This is a genomic window from Salinicoccus cyprini (assembly GCF_007713705.1).
In the GTDB taxonomy this organism is placed as follows: domain Bacteria; phylum Bacillota; class Bacilli; order Staphylococcales; family Salinicoccaceae; genus Salinicoccus; species Salinicoccus cyprini.
In genome coordinates, this window is the sequence record NZ_VMSJ01000002.1 from 253,042 (window position 1) to 268,889 (window position 15,848).

At 48.0% G+C, this 15,848-nt stretch carries 16 protein-coding genes; 10 read left to right on the top strand and 6 right to left on the bottom strand.

The genetic code is table 11. The annotated features are described in order from the left end of the window. Positions 1-26: 26 nt before the first annotated feature. From FO441_RS07595 to FO441_RS07610, 5 genes are all read left to right on the top strand, one after another. Positions 27-620, top strand: coding sequence for a hypothetical protein (locus tag FO441_RS07595; protein ID WP_145288135.1), 594 nt, complete (start codon positions 27-29; stop codon positions 618-620). Beyond that, entirely contained in the window at positions 617-745 is a 129-nt protein-coding gene (locus FO441_RS12730) for a hypothetical protein (protein WP_281287292.1), read from the top strand. Before FO441_RS07595 ends, FO441_RS12730 begins: the two co-directional genes overlap by 4 nt. A 79-nt stretch (positions 746-824) precedes the next feature. Then, positions 825-1,607: a Cof-type HAD-IIB family hydrolase gene (locus FO441_RS07600; protein ID WP_145288138.1), complete on the top strand. Its 783-nt coding sequence runs from the start codon at positions 825-827 to the stop codon at positions 1,605-1,607. Between the two features lie 161 nt (positions 1,608-1,768). Continuing rightward, complete coding sequence (locus tag FO441_RS07605; protein WP_186365504.1) at positions 1,769-2,773, top strand: aldo/keto reductase; 1,005 nt, start codon at positions 1,769-1,771, stop codon at positions 2,771-2,773. A gap of 130 nt (positions 2,774-2,903) precedes the next feature. Further along, positions 2,904-3,371 carry a Dps family protein gene (locus FO441_RS07610; protein ID WP_145288144.1) on the top strand — a complete coding sequence of 156 codons (468 nt, stop codon included), beginning with the start codon at positions 2,904-2,906 and terminating at the stop codon, positions 3,369-3,371. Positions 3,372-3,427: 56 nt separating this feature from the next. Here FO441_RS07610 and FO441_RS07615 read toward each other — a convergent pair whose 3' ends face one another. Beyond that, positions 3,428-5,026 carry a BCCT family transporter gene (locus tag FO441_RS07615; RefSeq protein ID WP_145288147.1) on the bottom strand — a complete coding sequence of 533 codons (1,599 nt, stop codon included), beginning with the start codon at positions 5,024-5,026 and terminating at the stop codon, positions 3,428-3,430. 179 nt (positions 5,027-5,205) lie between these two features. Between FO441_RS07615 and FO441_RS07620 the strand changes: the two genes are divergently transcribed. The 3 genes from FO441_RS07620 (at position 5,206) to FO441_RS07630 (ending at position 7,239) form a co-directional block, all read left to right on the top strand. Beyond that, the gene (locus FO441_RS07620) at positions 5,206-5,646 is read left to right on the top strand and encodes a MarR family winged helix-turn-helix transcriptional regulator (protein ID WP_145288150.1); all 441 of its coding nucleotides are present in this window, start codon (positions 5,206-5,208) and stop codon (positions 5,644-5,646) included. A 42-nt stretch (positions 5,647-5,688) separates the two neighbouring features. Then, positions 5,689-6,300: an NAD(P)H:quinone oxidoreductase gene (wrbA, locus tag FO441_RS07625; RefSeq protein ID WP_145288153.1), complete on the top strand. Its 612-nt coding sequence runs from the start codon at positions 5,689-5,691 to the stop codon at positions 6,298-6,300. Positions 6,301-6,411: 111 nt separating this feature from the next. Beyond that, positions 6,412-7,239 (top strand): manganese catalase, encoded by an 828-nt coding sequence (locus tag FO441_RS07630; RefSeq protein WP_145288156.1) that lies wholly within the window; start codon positions 6,412-6,414, stop codon positions 7,237-7,239. A 57-nt stretch (positions 7,240-7,296) separates the two neighbouring features. Here FO441_RS07630 and FO441_RS07635 read toward each other — a convergent pair whose 3' ends face one another. From FO441_RS07635 to FO441_RS07655, 5 genes are read right to left on the bottom strand one after another with little or no spacing between them, the layout of a single operon-like run. Beyond that, positions 7,297-7,950 carry a metal-dependent transcriptional regulator gene (locus tag FO441_RS07635; protein WP_145288159.1) on the bottom strand — a complete coding sequence of 218 codons (654 nt, stop codon included), beginning with the start codon at positions 7,948-7,950 and terminating at the stop codon, positions 7,297-7,299. Between the two features lie 55 nt (positions 7,951-8,005). Next, positions 8,006-9,100, bottom strand: a complete 1,095-nt coding sequence (locus tag FO441_RS07640; protein ID WP_246095070.1) for a metal ABC transporter permease — start codon at positions 9,098-9,100, stop codon at positions 8,006-8,008. After that, entirely contained in the window at positions 9,097-9,975 is an 879-nt protein-coding gene (locus tag FO441_RS07645; RefSeq protein ID WP_145288161.1) for a metal ABC transporter permease, read from the bottom strand. The genes FO441_RS07640 and FO441_RS07645 overlap by 4 nt, the downstream gene beginning before the upstream one ends. Further along, complete coding sequence (locus FO441_RS07650; RefSeq protein ID WP_145288164.1) at positions 9,968-10,693, bottom strand: metal ABC transporter ATP-binding protein; 726 nt, start codon at positions 10,691-10,693, stop codon at positions 9,968-9,970. The genes FO441_RS07645 and FO441_RS07650 overlap by 8 nt, the downstream gene beginning before the upstream one ends. 12 nt (positions 10,694-10,705) lie before the next feature. Next, entirely contained in the window at positions 10,706-11,620 is a 915-nt protein-coding gene (locus FO441_RS07655) for a metal ABC transporter solute-binding protein, Zn/Mn family (protein WP_145288167.1), read from the bottom strand. A gap of 368 nt (positions 11,621-11,988) precedes the next feature. Between FO441_RS07655 and malQ the strand changes: the two genes are divergently transcribed. Continuing rightward, entirely contained in the window at positions 11,989-13,470 is a 1,482-nt protein-coding gene (malQ, locus tag FO441_RS07660) for a 4-alpha-glucanotransferase (protein WP_145288169.1), read from the top strand. After that, positions 13,467-15,818 carry a glycogen/starch/alpha-glucan phosphorylase gene (locus FO441_RS07665; RefSeq protein WP_145288172.1) on the top strand — a complete coding sequence of 784 codons (2,352 nt, stop codon included), beginning with the start codon at positions 13,467-13,469 and terminating at the stop codon, positions 15,816-15,818. The genes malQ and FO441_RS07665 overlap by 4 nt, the downstream gene beginning before the upstream one ends. Positions 15,819-15,848: the final 30 nt, after the last annotated feature.

Sequence of the window (15,848 nt, forward strand, 5' to 3'; positions counted from 1 at the left end):
CATACTTTTTCCAAGGAGGAATGCCGATGATATTCACATTAATCTATATATTATTTGCCGGATTGCTGCTGAAGTCTTTTCACACCCGTTACATATCCGAGAAAAGGAAATACTTCAGCTTTGATGACCGGCGGTTTACGGACGATGACTACCTGAAGGTACAGGACCTGAATATTGGTCGGCTGGAAGGCATATTTCTTTTTATCATGCTTGGCGTTCTTCTTCTGGCATTGGGAGTGCACCTGTTCATCGATCCTGTACTGTCGGTATGGCTGATCGGGCTCTTTCTCGCTGCCATGCTGCTTCTGAGTCTGATTGTCGACCTGAAGCTCCATACTGTGACTTATGATAGGAGCCACCTGGTGATGGCAGTCATCTGGTTCGGGGTCATTGCAGGCATATTCATCTTCCTTTTCGCGCGTGGTACTGAAGATGTCGATGTGGTATTCGAGGATACGCATGCAAGCATGCTGCCTGACCATATCGGCTACGCATATGAAGAGATAGAGCGTATCGAAATGGTGGACGCGATGCCGGAAATCCCTTTCAATCACAACGTTCTCGGTACGTTGAACCAGCGGCATGGCTCTTTTTCGAAAGGGGATACTTTTTTTCGTTGAATATCGAAGATCTTGGGAATGAAATGATTGTCGTAGTACGGGGTGATGTCCACACCTATATCAACGATAAGAATCCAGCTATGACAAGGGAGTGGTACGATACTTTGAAGGAAAACGTCGAATAGGTCTTCCTTTGACATGAAAGGCGTTTCATATTGTATGATGAAATAGATTGAAGTTAAAATTCAGGATGAGGTGCGAAGGATGAAAGATAAAAGTATTATTTTCTTTGATATAGACGGCACGTTGCTGAACACTGAAAAGAAGCTGCCTGATACGACGCGACAGGCAGTGGACGAATTGAAAAAGGCGGGGCACATTGTCGCAATTGCGACCGGCCGGGCGCCGTTCATGTACAAGGAGCTCAGGGAAGCGCTCGGTATCGATACATATGTCAGCTGCAATGGACAGTATGTAGTACTGGAAGGTGAGGTCGTCTACAGGAATCCGCTGGATGCCAGAGCCCTGGCTGACTTGACCAGGCAGGCACTTGAGAACGATCATCCGGTCGTCTACCTGAGCGAAGACGAAATGCGTTCCAATGTACCTGAACATGAGTATATTACAGAAGGCCTCTCCACTCTGAAGCTCGGCATTACGCCGACCCACGATTCCTCCTACCATGAGGAAAAGGAATTATACCAGACGCTGCTCTTCTGTCCGGAAGGAGAGGAGCAGCAGTATGAGGAAGCTTACGATGCTTTTAATTTCATCCGGTGGCATCCAGTGTCACTCGATGTCATTCCGAGGGGCGGTTCGAAAGCGAACGGTATAGAAAAGCTCATCGATCATCTCGGCTTTTCTGCAGAGAGGCAGTTTGCTTTTGGTGATGGGCCCAATGATATAGAAATGCTGACCACCGTACACAACAGCTATGCAATGGGAAATGCGACCGACCTTGTAAAATCCTATGCCAAGTATGAAACGAGACATGTCGATGAAGATGGCATACTGCATGGGTTGAAGATGGCGGGACTTATCCAATAGCGGATGGCAGAACCTTCAGAGTCTGTACTTTACAGTACAGACTCTGAAGGTTTTTTAATGTGTCTTCCTTTACCATATGGCCGGCCTCGAACGTTTTGTCATAAGCATACTGGGTATCTGAACCTTAAATGATCAATTGAATGAACCGAAAGGATGAGGGCATGGAAAGAATAAAAATAGGTGATACAAATATAGAAGCGTCGCGTATTGCGCTCGGTACATGGGCGATGGGTGGCTTCATGTGGCAGAACGAACCGGATGAAAAAGAAGCGATACGGACTGTGCATGAGGCATTCGACCAGGGAATCAACATGATCGATACTGCACCGGACTATGGACTCGCGAAGTCTGAAACTTTCATCGGCAAGGCACTGCAGGAGTCGGATGTGAAAAGGGAGGATATCGTCCTTGCATGCAAACCGGGCATCGACTGGACGAACCAAGGGGATGTCTATCGTGATATGCGCCCGGAACGCGTGGAAGAGGAAGTGGACAACACGCTCAAACGCCTGAAGACGGATTATATAGATCTATACCAGGTCCATTGGCGAGACAAGGAAGTACCGATGGCTGAAATGGCCGGCATGATGAAGCAGCTGTATGATAAAGGGAAGATACGTGCCATCGGGGTTACCAATTTTACACCTCGGGAAATGGATGAATTCCGCGAGGAGTCGCCGCTGCACGTCACCCAGAACCAGTTCAACATGTTCCAGCGTGGACAGAGAGACTGCTTCGCCTATGGCGAAAGGCATCAGATGACTGGGCTTGCGTGGGCACCTATGGCACATGGCATGCTTACCGGAAAAATGGACAAGTCGACGACGTTTGCAGAGGAAGACATCAGACACAGCCACCCGATGTATTCAGAAGAGCAGTTTACGAGACACATGGATGCGCTTGAAGACCTGAAAGCCTTCGCTATGGAGCGCAACAAGAGCATGCCGCAGCTTGCCATACGTTGGGTTCTGTCCCAGCCTGGGCTCGGCATCGCGCTGTGGGGGGCACGAAAACCGGAACAGCTGAAAGATGTCGAAGGTACCAGCAACTGGATTCTCGATGAAACGGAACTGAAGGAAATAGATGACATACTGAAGCGTCATATCGATGATCTGGAAAGCAACTATCTCGAGCATTACGCCCCGCCACACCGTTCTGAACTATAGTCTTTAAAGTATGTGAGAATGGAATTTTCCTGAGACTGTGAACACTATGTGAAGAACGAGGCACGGGCGTTTGAATGGAAACGCCAAGGGTATAATTAATATGATCATATTAAAAGAAGGGTGATAAAGAATGGCTAGCACAGACAGCAAGCAGGAAGTAAGAGATGCACTTAACCTACAGGTCGCCAACTTCACAGTACTCTGGACAAAGCTTCACAACTATCACTGGTATGTAAAGGGAGCAAATTTCTTCTCCCTTCATGCAAAATTCGAGGAGCTCTATGATACGGCTTCGACCTATGTGGACGAACTGGCTGAAAGGCTGCTTGCAATCGGCGGAGAACCCATTGGCAAACAGTCTGAAGCGATTGAAAAAGCAAGTGTCAAGGAAGCGGAATACGATGTGGATGCCAATGCCATGGTGAAACAGCTTGTAATGGATTATGATTCTGTGATTGAAGAGCTGAATTCAGGCATCAAGGCAGCAGAAGCAGCCGGAGATGACCGCACAGCTGATATTTTCATCGGCATGGTGACGGATATTGAAAAGAACAACTGGATGCTCAGATCCTTCCTCGGAAAAGAAGTCAATCAGTAGAATGATAAAAATAATCCAGCTCCCTATGGAGCTGGATTATTTAGTATATGCAGTTTCTACTGGCTATTATAGCTGTATTCGTCGTTTGTTTCTGCATCATCAGGTGTACGGATGTTGTACTTCCAGGCTTCATCTTCATCAATCATCTTCTTGACGGCGTAGATGGTCAGGAACTGCAGGACAATGATCGGCAGCCCCATCATGCCGGATATGACTTCAAGTGGTGCGAGTCCACCGATCTGCATCAGTACGAGCGCAAGTCCAGTGATGACCAGTGCAACGAAAATCCTTAGGAATTTCGATGGATCATTTTCACTCATGTCATTTCTGCTGGTATATGCAGCAATTGTGAATGTTGTTGAATCGAGTGTAGTGGTCAGGAAGATCATTGCAATGATGATATAGAGCACCATGACCAGCCCGGACCACGGAAGGGTCTGCAGAATGTCAGGAATCATCTGTACCGCTTCCTCATTTTGTGCCAGAGAAAGAATATCAAGCTGACCGTTCAGCTGTCTGTGTACTCCGATGCCACCCAGTATGCCGGTCGCAATCCATGACAGTGCTGTCGGTGCAAGAAGATACGTCAGAATCATTTCCTTTATTGTGCGACCTCTTGAAATTTTCGCTGCGAATACACTATGCAGCATCGCCCATGTGGCACTATAGGCAATCCAGAAAATCATATGGCTTCGCATATGTGCTGTCTGTTCCACTGCCAAAGAGTCCGTAAAGAAGGAATAGGTCAAGTAGTTGTTCAGCAAATGGCCGACGGTATCTGTGAAATAGTCGAGAATGAAGATTCCGGGGCCGATTACAAGAATGAACAGCGCCAGAACCCCTGCAAGATATACATTCAGCAGGCTCAGGCGTTTGATGCCTTTCTCGATGCCCAGGTAGGCACTGAGTGAGAATAGTGCGACCCAGATGAATGTGACAATCATCGTCATGGTGAATGTCACTTCGATATTCATCAGTGCAGCAAGATTGGATGTAATGATCGGTGTTCCAAGACCCAGTGTTACTGCCGCACCTGAAAGAATGCTGACCAGAAACAGAACGTCGATCAGTATGCCGCCGATTCCATCAGTGAAACGGTCTCCAAATATTACGCGGGTTGCTTCCGAGACGCGCATCATCGGACGTTTCTTCACATGGATGATATATGCAATTGCAGGTGCTGTCATGACGAATATGGAGAAAATCTGGAAGCTCCACATGTACATGGAATAGGCGTTGCCCCAAAGCATGGCATCTGTAGAGCCGGGTTCAATACCGAACGGCGGGTTATTGGCAACCTCTGCCCATTGCACCATGCCGGTTCGCATGATTGTGGACCCGAGTCCCATGGCAATGAGTATTGAGGCGTATGAAAACAGTGAAAAACGAGGTTTCTCATTCGGCGCACCAAGTACAACCTTCCCGTATTTTGAGAATGACAGGTAGAGGCCCGCTGCAAGCAGAAGCGTGGCGTACCATATGTAGCCCCAGCCAAAATTGGCAACAATCTGATCGAAGATGCCGTTCAAGAGCGTCAGAGATTCCGATTCAAAAAGTGCCAGTGGAATACTGATGAGTAGGATGAGAAGAATAGAAGGGAGAAAGATTTTCCAGTCAATCGCCTTGAAACCACTTCTCTTTGGTTTTTCAGACATAAGTATGCTCCTAACATATTAAGTTTTTACAGTTTGACATGTATACTACATATATATAACAAACGCCATGCGATAAAACATGAAATTTAATATTTAGGATAATAAGAGGTATATAGTACAATTAAATGATCGATATGACCATGAAACAGAGATGGCATCATAAGTGAAGAGGTGAGGAAATGGAATCGTCGGATAATAGGGAACTGTCACTGAAGCTGTATGTTGTGCTGCACCATGCCTTTCATGCGCTTCAAACCGAAGCATTCAAGGATATGCGGAAGCACGGGCTCAACCCTACTGCTTTTGCCGTATTGGAACTCTTATACAATAAAGGACCTCAACAGGTCCAGCACATCGGGGAGAAAGTACTGATTTCATCAAGTTCGATCACCTACGTGGTGACCAATCTTGAGAAGGAGGACTATGTGAAGAAAGAGCAGTATGAAGCGGACCGTCGTGTTTCGTATGTTTCTTTGACGGGTAGAGGAAAATCGTTGATGGATAAGATTTTTCCCGATCATGCAGCACGCCTTGAGCAGGTTGCAGGCGGCCTCGACCCGAAAGAAAAGGGAGAACTGATTGACCTGCTCAAAAAGCTGGGAAAAAATGTTTCACTGTAATGTATCTTATCTGTGACATCATTCTTACGAAGGAGAGATATCATGGAAGAACTGAATCTGGCTGTAGTCTACTACAGTTCAACCGGTACCAATCACCAGATGGCCCAATGGGCTGAAGAAGCAGGTAAGAGTGTGGGCGCGAACGTGAGATTACGTAAAGTGGCGGAAACGGCGCCGATGGAAGCAATCGAGCAGAATCCGGCATGGAAAGAACATTATGAAAAAACGCAGAATATCGAGGAAGCGTCTACCGACGACCTTGACTGGGCGGACGCAATCATATTCAGTGTACCGACTCGCTTTGGCGTGGAAGCTTCCCAGTTCCGGGCATTCATAGATACAACAGGTGGCCTATGGGCGCAGGGCAAGCTTGTGAATAAAGTGACCAGTGCAATGACTTCTGCACAGAATCCGCATGGTGGTCAGGAAGCGACAGTGCTGTCAATCTACAAGACGATGGCCCACTGGGGTGCAATCATCGTTCCGACAGGCTACGGGGATCCTGTACAGTTTGCGTCAGGTGGCAATCCGTATGGCGTCTCAGCAACTGTAGACGAAAACGGCATTGTCGGCGATATCGAAGATGCGGTCAAATCCCAGGCAAGACGGACAGTCGAGGTTGCGAAATGGCTCAAGGATGGACAAGGAAAATAGGAAGTGGGGCAGTTGCCAAATAGGCAGCTGCTCTTTTTATATGAATGTTTCATGAAATCGTTACAGGGTACCTTACATGTGTAAATCATATATTGAAAAGGATGGGATACCATGTTCTACCATAGAAAAGAATTGCAGTTCGAAGCTAAACCGGAAAAACCGAATCCGGTATTTGCGAAGATGTTACAGGAAGTCATTGGCGGCCAATACGGTGAGATGTCAGTAGCGATGCAATACTTATTCCAAGGATGGAACACGAGAGGCAACGAAAGGTATAAAGATCTCATACTGGATACGGGGACAGAAGAACTCGGCCATATAGAAATGCTCGCAACAATGGTTGCAAGATTGCTTGATGGTGCACCGATTGATGAGCAGGAAAAAGCGATGAAAGACCCGGCAATCGGCGCCATCATGAGCGGCATGAATCCGCATCATGCCATCGTTACAGGTCTTGGGGCAGCACCTGAGAATAGCGTAGGCGTACCATGGAGTGGTGGTTATATTATAGCGAGTGGAAACCTGCTGGCAGATATGAGAGCGAACGTAAATGCCGAATCCCAGGGACGCACCCAGGTGGCCCGTCTCTATGAAATGACGGATGACCCTGGTGTCAAGAAAATGCTGTCCTTCCTGCTTGCCAGAGACACAATGCACCAGAACCAGTGGATTGCAGCAATCAAGGATCTGGAAGAGAAGGAAGGCGTTGTCGCTCCTTCCACAGTGACAAAAGATATGGAAGCGACAGAGTTCTCATACAAACTCTACAACTTCTCTGAAGGTGAAGGCAGTTCCCAGCTTGAGTGGATGGATGGCGTAACACCGGATGGTGCGGCAGAGTTCCAGTACGAAAGTACTCCGAAGGCATATGGAGAAATCCCTGTGCTCAATCCAGCACCAAAATATATGCACAATACACTGCCGAACCAGGATAAATAGAATTGGCAGCCATAGCGAAAAGCATCCTTCCATCTGATGGTCGGATGCTTTTTTGTGCTATATATGTTCGACAAAAAGATACTGGGCGATGGTCTGGCTGATCTGTATCTCCTTGTTGGAAGTGTCATGATGCAGTGTTATCAGATCGAGCGCACTGTCCCGCTCCTTCACAGTAACCTGGTCGCCGATTCCCAAGTTATGGTTCTCAAAATAGTGAAGCAGCTTTTCATCATCCACAATGCGGGAGATGCGTACCGGAGTGCCGGTTTCCGCCTCGGTCAGGTGGATGGTCCGCACTTCCTGTTCCTCCATGCGATCTACAGAAATGGCACCGCCATGAGGACAATGCTCCGGGTAGTCGAGGTACTGTTCAAGCTTATCCGCCAGTATGGAGCTCGTAGTGTGCTCCAGCAGTTCGGCTTCCGAGTGGACATCATTGATCGAGAAGCCGAGGTGTTTCACAAGAAACACTTCCCAGAGTCTATGCTTTCTGATCATTCTCTTTGCATAGTCGGTGCCTTCACGGGTGAGCTTGCTGCCTTTGTAGGGTGTGTATACCACCCAGCCGGACTTGACCAGGCTGTTCATCATCTCCGTCACGGTGGGGGGTGAGATGCTCAGTCGATTGGCAATCTCCTTATTCGGTACCTGTTCTGTTCTTCCACCAAGTTCGAACAGTATTTTCAAATAATCTTCTTTAGTCGGGCTCAAAATAATCCTCCGTTCCTGGTCCGGTCTTTCATCTATTCATTATGAAGTACACGCTCTAGGCGGGCAACTCGTATTTGAGTCGCGTATAGTGTGTAAATTCTTCGCCGCGCCGGGTGAGCCTGTATTTTTCTTCGTCCTTTTCCATATATTCATTTGCGATAAGGTAGCTGATATGCCGGTTGAACTGGGCTTCAGACAAGTTGAAGTGCGACATGATCTCTTTCTGGCTCAGGGATTCATGCGATGCTTCATTCATAAGCATCATTATCATGGCGCGGCTGAACGTTTTCTTCTGGTGTTGTTTCTGAATGCGCCGGATGATGAATCCTTTACTGTTGAACAGAAATACAATCATGAACGTAATCAGTGCTACGAAAGCGGTGGTTCCAGCGACGGACAAGTCAAAATGGAAGCTGATGAAATAGCCTGCGACACTGTTCAGTACTGCAAACGCGATGGCGAGTCCAATCATCGCACCGAGTCGTCTGACCAGCAGATACGCAGTCAGAGCAGGCGCAACGAAGAAGTTGATGACAAGTATGGAACCGACGGCATCGAAGGCTGCAACTGCAGTGACCGAAACGAGCGTCATGAGACCATAGTGGATGAGTGCAACCGAAAAGCCGGCAATGTATGCAAATTTAGGATCGAAGCTTGTCACTTTCAGCTCCTTGTAGAACAGGGTGACGAAGGCGATGTTGATAAGCAGTATGATGGAGAGCTGCCAGAGGGCATTCGGAATGCTCACACCCAGTATATCGATACGGTTGAATGGCGCAAAAATGACTTCCCCCATAAGTACAACGTCCATATCCAGATGCACATTGCCCGCAAATTTCGAAACGAGTATGACTGCGATGGCGAACAGGGCTGTAAATACAAACCCGATGGCGGCATCCTGGCGGATCAGTTCTGTTTTTGAAACAAGCTCAATGATATAGACGGTAGCGAGTCCGACGAGGCTCGCTGCAATGATGAGCCATGGTGAACGGATGTCATTGGTCACGAAGAAAGCGAGCACGATGCCGAGCAGTATCGTATGGCTGATTGCGTCGGTAACCATCGCCATGCCACGCAGTACCAGGAAGACCCCGAGCAGGCTGGCAGCCATTGCAGTGACAATCAATACAAACAGGACCTCTATCATCATGAGCGTTCACCCACTTTTCTTTTCAGGATACTGCGTCTGAGCAGTCCTTTCCTTGCAGACAGCAGGGACACGAGCACGAATGCTGACAGGACAAGTATGATTGCCGGGCCGGTGGCGATGTCATTGCCTGCGGTACTGATGTAGGTGCCTGCAAATGCTGAGATCCCACCTGTAGCGGCGGCAATGATGAGGACGTGGAAAAATCGATCCGACCAGAGCTGTCCGACGACAGCAGGTGCAATCAGCAGATTGACGATAAGGATGGCACCGACGGCCTTCAGGCCGACGGCGATCAGTGTAATGGTGATGCCGAGAATCATGAAGTTCATCAGCATATTGCTGATGCCGATGCTGCGGCTGTAGACAGGGTCGAATATATATATTTTAAGCTGCTGGTAGAACAGTATGAAAACCAGCAGACTCGCGCCCGAGGCGGCCAGTATGAGATATACATCACTGCGCAGCATATAGGCGGCCTGCCCGAATATATAGTCGGACAACCCCTGTGTACCCTCAAAGTCCGGATTCCCTTGTACGAAGCTCATCAGCGCCATGCCAAGGCCGAAAAAGGAGGAAAGAACAAGGGCAAGTGCACCATCGAGCGTAATTCTAGAATGCTCGGTAATGATCTGGATGGTGAAGAAGGCGATGATGCCGAGCAGTAGCGCCCCAAGTGCCAGCACAAGCGTTTCTCGGGTGCCGGCGAGCATGAAGGCGAGCACGATGCCGGGAAAAGTGGCGTGTCCCACAGCATCACCGATCAGGCTCTGCCCTTTGATGACACTGACTGTGCCGATGATTCCCGAGGCAACGGCCAGGATGACCGTCCCAAGCGCTACGATCATGAAAGTGTAGCTTGTCAGTATATCAATCATGGTGACCACTCATCTCATAGTAGGCCTTTTCGATATTGGACTCATTCCAGATTGCCTCTACAGGTCCTTGTGCAATGACTGTCTTATTCAAAATGACAGCATGATCAAAATAGTCTTCGACCGTATCCAGCTGATGATGCACGACGACAAACGTCTTTCCTTCCTGCTGCAGTGCCTTCATGACATCAATGATCAGTTTCTCGGTCGTAATATCGATGCCCTGAAGCGGCTCGTCCATGATGTAGATCTCTGCATTCTGTGCAATGGCACGCGCAAGAAACACTCTTTGACGCTGGCCACCGGACAGCTCGGATATCTGGCGATTTCTGAAGGCTTCCATCTTCATGGTCTTAAGAGCGTCAAGGGCGATCTCTGAATCCTGCCTATTCGGACGCTTGAACCACCCTTTGTGGACGTACCGGCCCATCAGCACCACATCCAGTACGGTTGCAGGAAAATCCCAGTTGACTTCACCTTTCTGAGGCACATAGGCGATTCTTTTCAAAGCGTGTCTGACATCTTTTCCGTCGATATCTATTTTACCGGATATGGGTTTGATCAGCGTCATGATGGATTTGATCAGCGTCGATTTGCCTGCACCATTCGGACCGACGATTGCAGTGCGGCTATTGGCAGGAATGGACATGTTGACATGCCATAGTGCAGGTTTTTCCTGATAGGCGACGTTCAGATCCTTTATTGTGATGAGTGTTTCCATGTGTTTGCCTCCCTATTTCAGATGATCTGTAATGGTATCGATGTTATGCCTGAACATGCTGATATATGTGTCTCCTTCACTGCCGGCTTCACCCAGCGAGTCGGACAGCAGTGCATCGTTTTCAGTGCCGACCACTTCGACGGATCCGCCTCTCGACTGGATGATTTCCTTCAGGCGCTGCATCCGGTCCGGATTTGTAGTGGTTTCTATGAATACCGCCTTGATGTTGTTTTCCATAATCAGATCTGCTGTCGCTTCGATTGTATTGTTGGACACCTCGGCATCTGTTGAAATGCCTTGCGGTGCATGGACTTCAAGGTCATAATTGGCAGCCAGATAGCCGAAGGCATCATGTGGCGTAATGACGAGCCTCGAAGACTCGGGAATTTCATCAATCCGTTCCTCGACATAATCATCCAGTTCATCGAGAGATTTGAAATATGCTTCCTTATTTTCAAGGAAAGCATCTGTGTGTTCAGGATAGTCCTCGGATAGTGTGCTGCTTACGGTATTCACCGCTGACTTGTAGAGTTCGATATCGAACCAGAAGTGCGGATCTGCCTCGCCTTCGCCTTCCTGCAGCAGGGCCGTTTCATCAAAATCTTCGGTGATGGATGTTCCGCCATCCAGTACATCCGCCATCCGTCCTTCAAAGTTCAATCCCTGATAGAGCAGCGTGTCGGCGTCCAGTATCAGTGCAAGGTCACTGGCTTTCGGCTGATAGATATGCGGGTCTTCCCCGGCCGGAATGATCAATGAAGTGTCGAATGCATCAACGCCTTCGCTCAGCACCTGCACCATGTCATAGATGAATGTCGTTGTGACTACGACATCCGGCTGTCCATCCTCCTCGCCCTGCACGCTGCTGCATCCATAGGAGAGGAGCAGTATAGCAGCCAGCAGGCAGAACACGATCATCTTCTTCATGTGGCACCTCCACTTCTTTTTATTTAGGTTACCCTAATAAAAATATTTAGTCAAACCTAAAAATCAAAATGGTAATATCGGAGTTCCATAATACTAAATTTTTCATTTAATTGTTTAAGTTCATATTAAGGGGAAAAAGAAAAGGGGTGGGCTTTCTTCAGAAAATGATGGAAACCTATCTTTATATTATTACCGAGACCACCCGGAATATTGAAATCAAATCCTGGTATTTGGAATTGAAAATAGTCATGAATCAAAACAGATTATATTTGATGAATGATTTCCATATCCTTAATGGAAGTGGGTCATCATCACCTATGATATAATCGAGCTACAGAAATGCGAACGTTTGCACAAGGAGGGATATCATGAAAAAGCGCGCCAGTGGTCTACTGCTCCATGTCTCTTCATTACCCGGAAAGTACGGCATTGGAGATTTCGGGGAGAATGCATACCAATTTGTAGACTTCCTTTCTGCGACAGGCACAAAGTACTGGCAGATACTACCGCTTGGCATTACGAGTTTCGGCGATTCTCCCTATCAGAGTTTTTCTGCTTTTGCCGGAAACCCTTATTTCATCGATTTCGATCGACTGATGGAGAAGGAATGGTTGAAAAAGTCGGAAATCATCCAGACGGATCTCGGAGAAGACGATGAGATTGTAAATTATGCAAAATTGTATGAAGGAAAAATGTCCCTGCTCCATAAGGCATTCCTGCGTGCCTACCCGGATATTGAGGAGGAGCTGGAGCGCTTCATGGCGTCTCATGAAGACTGGCTGCCTGACTTTGCGTGCTTCATGGCCATCAAGAACGCATATGGAAATATTGCCTGGACTGCATGGCCGAAAACCTATCGTCTTCGGGATCCGGAAGTGCTTGAGGAATTCCGCGAGGAACATAAAAAGGATATACACTTCTGGGTCTTCACCCAGTATCTGTTCTTCGAACACTGGCATGATCTGAAAGTATACGCAAACAAAAAAGGTATTCGGATCATCGGCGATATCCCGATCTATGTCGCAGCGGACAGTGCGGATGTCTGGTCGCGGCCGGACCTCTATAAACTGGATGAAAACCTGCATCCTGAAGTTGTCGCCGGGGTACCGCCCGACATGATGAGCGATACCGGGCAGCTTTGGGGAAACCCGATCTATAATTGGGAAAAAATGAAGCAGGAAGGCTATCATTGGTGGATCAGACGTGTCGAAGAAAGCTTTGAACTGTTCGATGCAGTCCGCATCGACCATTTCAGAGGTTTTGAATCCTACTGGGAAGTGCCGGCAGAGGATGAAACAGCAGAGAATGGACGTTGGGTGAAGGGGCCTGGTCTTCCACTGTTCGAGGCGATAAAGGAGAAGCTCGGAGATAAGGAGATTCTGGCTGAAGATCTCGGGTTCCTGACAGAGGAAGTCTATAATCTGATTGAAGCGACAGGCTATCCAGGTATGAAGGTCATACAGTTCGGTTTCGGCGACGAGGATTCCGAATACATGCCGCATAATTATACGAGTCATTCCATTGCATACACCGGCAACCACGATACAAAGACGATGCAGGGATGGCTCGACACTGCTGATGAAGCAGCCTTCGAGACAGCAAAAGACTATCTGAACCTTACTGAAGCGGAAGGGTACGTCAATGGCTGCATCAGAGGTGTATTCGCCTCCTCTTCCAATCTGGCCATCATCCCTGTACAGGACCTTCTTGGGCTTGATGACTCGGCCCGCTTCAACTGGCCATCGACCATCGGAGGCAACTGGGAGTGGCGCATGACACAGGAGTCGCTTACGGAAAAGCATAAAGTACATCTAAAAAATTTGAATAAACGCTATGGGAGGTCATTATGACGTCATTACAACTCAAGGAAAGAATTGAAGGAAAAGCGTATGAAAGCCACGGCCAGTCCTTTTACGCCCTGAACGAAAAGGAACAGTTCAAAGTAGTCGGCAATGCTGTAATGGAGTATCTTGTACCGAAGTGGATCGAATCCAAAAGCAAGTTCAACAAGAAGAAGCAGGCCTACTACCTATCTGCTGAATTTCTGATGGGACGCGCGCTGAGCAATAATCTGGTCAACCTCGGCATAGATGATGAAGTCAAAAGGACGCTTCATGAAATGGGCGTCGACTATAATGCATTGGAAGATGCGGAAGATGATGCAGGACTTGGCAACGGTGGACTCGGCCGCCTTGCTGCATGTTTCCTGGATTCCGGTGCCACACTCGACTATCCGCTGTCCGGTTACGGCATACTGTACCAGTATGGCATATTCAAGCAGAATTTCGTCAACGGTTTCCAGGTGGAATCTGCCGACCCGTGGCTCGAACATGGCAATCCATGGCTGATCAAGAACAGCAACGATACGGTGATTGTCGAGTTCAGCGAAGCAGACAAGGTGGAAGCTGTACCGTACGATATGCCGATTGTCGGCTATGGTGGCGATACTATAAATACACTTCGTCTATGGAAGTCGGAAGCCATCCATAAATTCGACTTCAGAGCGTTTGACGAAGGTAAATATATCGATTCGGTCAGAGCGCAGGATGAAGCGGAAACCATCTCCCGCATCCTCTATCCGAATGATTCGACAACAGAAGGCAAGAAGCTCAGATTGAAGCAGCAGTACTTCTTCACTTCCGCATCCCTTCAGGATCTGATGATCAAGTACAAGGCGGAAGGCCATAAGAATTTCGATGACTTTTCAAAACTGCATTCCATCCAGCTGAACGATACACACCCGGCGCTTGCCATCCCGGAGCTCATCCGTCTTCTTGAGCGGGAAGGTGTGGATTTTGAAAAAGCCTTCGATATTACACAGAAATCGATGGCCTATACGAACCATACTCTGCTGGCAGAAGCGCTTGAAGTATGGGACAAGGGGCTTTTCAGATCAGTACTTCCGAATCTGTATCCATACATCGAGGAGATCAATTCCCGTCTGATCGCTGAACTGAAAGAGTGGAAAATCGACAAGGATGAATGGCATAACTTCCTGATCATCCAGAATAATGGCATCCACATGGCATTCATGTCCATCTATGCAACCCGTGCAGTGAACGGTGTGGCAGCAATCCATACGGAACTGCTCAGAACGGATGTCATCAGCTCATGGCATAATCTCTTCCCGGACCGTATCGTCAACAAGACGAACGGCATCACACAGAGAAGATGGCTGCTCCAGTCCAATCCTCAGCTGAGTGGCATGATCACAGACCTTCTCGGCTCGAAGGAATGGATTACAGAACTTGGACGGCTGAAAGATCTTGAAGGAAAGCAGGATGATGATCAGGTGCTGGAGCGTTTCATTGATATCAAGCATGAAAAGAAGCAGGAGCTGGCGGAGTATATACAGTTCCACGAAGAGGTGGATATCGATCCGGATTCCATTTTCGATATTCAGATCAAAAGGCTGCACGAGTACAAGCGTCAGCTGATGATGGGATTCTATATCGGTGATCTGTACAACCGCATCAAAGCCGATCCTGAAGGTGAATGGACAAAACGGACATTCATCTTCGGAGCGAAGGCAGCTCCCGGGTACTACATCGCCAAAGCAATCATCAAGTATATCAACGAACTGGCAAACCGCGTGAACACCGATCCCGAAGTGAATGGCATCATCAAAGTGGTGTTTGTTGAGAACTATGGCGTTTCCTATGCTGAAAGGTTGTTCCCGGCAGCGGATGTGTCTGAACAGATTTCAACCGCAGGCAAAGAGGCCTCCGGTACAGGTAACATGAAATTCATGCTCAATGGTGCAGTCACAGTCGGCACGATGGATGGTGCCAACGTGGAGATTGTGGAAGAAGCAGGCAGGGAGAACAACTATATCTTTGGCATGGAAGTGGAAGAAGTTGCAGAGAAGCGGAAGAACTATGATCCGATAGCTGCAATGAAGCAGACCGAAGGTCTGGAACAGGTTGTCGAATCCCTGGTCGATGGCACATTCCATGATAACAATACAGGGATGTTCCAGAATCTATACAATAACCTGACACAAGAGGATCAGTACTTCGTATTGGAAGACTTTGGAAGCTATCGCCAGGCACAGGATCAGATTGCCAGAGATTTCAAAGATCAGAAAGCCTTCTATAGAAAAGGGTTCATCAACATGGCCAATGCAGGCAAGTTCTCGTCGGACCGTACGCTGGAAGAATACGCAAAAGATATATGGCACGTCGCCAGACAGCAATAGAACACTTCAAAATTACAGAAATGGCCTGGC

Bases quoted from the DNA above. Each gene is read 5' to 3' on its own strand.
- FO441_RS07595 (WP_145288135.1), top strand. From the start codon at position 27: ATGATATTCACATTAATCTATATATTATTTGCCGGATTGCTGCTGAAG.
- FO441_RS07600 (WP_145288138.1), top strand. From the start codon at position 825: ATGAAAGATAAAAGTATTATTTTCTTTGATATAGACGGCACGTTGCTG.
- FO441_RS07605 (WP_186365504.1), top strand. From the start codon at position 1,769: ATGGAAAGAATAAAAATAGGTGATACAAATATAGAAGCGTCGCGTATT.
- FO441_RS07610 (WP_145288144.1), top strand. From the start codon at position 2,904: ATGGCTAGCACAGACAGCAAGCAGGAAGTAAGAGATGCACTTAACCTA.
- FO441_RS07615 (WP_145288147.1), bottom strand. From the start codon at position 5,026: ATGTCTGAAAAACCAAAGAGAAGTGGTTTCAAGGCGATTGACTGGAAA.
- FO441_RS07620 (WP_145288150.1), top strand. From the start codon at position 5,206: ATGGAATCGTCGGATAATAGGGAACTGTCACTGAAGCTGTATGTTGTG.
- wrbA (WP_145288153.1), top strand. From the start codon at position 5,689: ATGGAAGAACTGAATCTGGCTGTAGTCTACTACAGTTCAACCGGTACC.
- FO441_RS07630 (WP_145288156.1), top strand. From the start codon at position 6,412: ATGTTCTACCATAGAAAAGAATTGCAGTTCGAAGCTAAACCGGAAAAA.
- FO441_RS07640 (WP_246095070.1), bottom strand. From the start codon at position 9,100: ATGATGATAGAGGTCCTGTTTGTATTGATTGTCACTGCAATGGCTGCC.
- FO441_RS07645 (WP_145288161.1), bottom strand. From the start codon at position 9,975: ATGATTGATATACTGACAAGCTACACTTTCATGATCGTAGCGCTTGGG.
- FO441_RS07650 (WP_145288164.1), bottom strand. From the start codon at position 10,693: ATGGAAACACTCATCACAATAAAGGATCTGAACGTCGCCTATCAGGAA.
- FO441_RS07655 (WP_145288167.1), bottom strand. From the start codon at position 11,620: ATGAAGAAGATGATCGTGTTCTGCCTGCTGGCTGCTATACTGCTCCTC.
- malQ (WP_145288169.1), top strand. From the start codon at position 11,989: ATGAAAAAGCGCGCCAGTGGTCTACTGCTCCATGTCTCTTCATTACCC.
- FO441_RS07665 (WP_145288172.1), top strand. From the start codon at position 13,467: ATGACGTCATTACAACTCAAGGAAAGAATTGAAGGAAAAGCGTATGAA.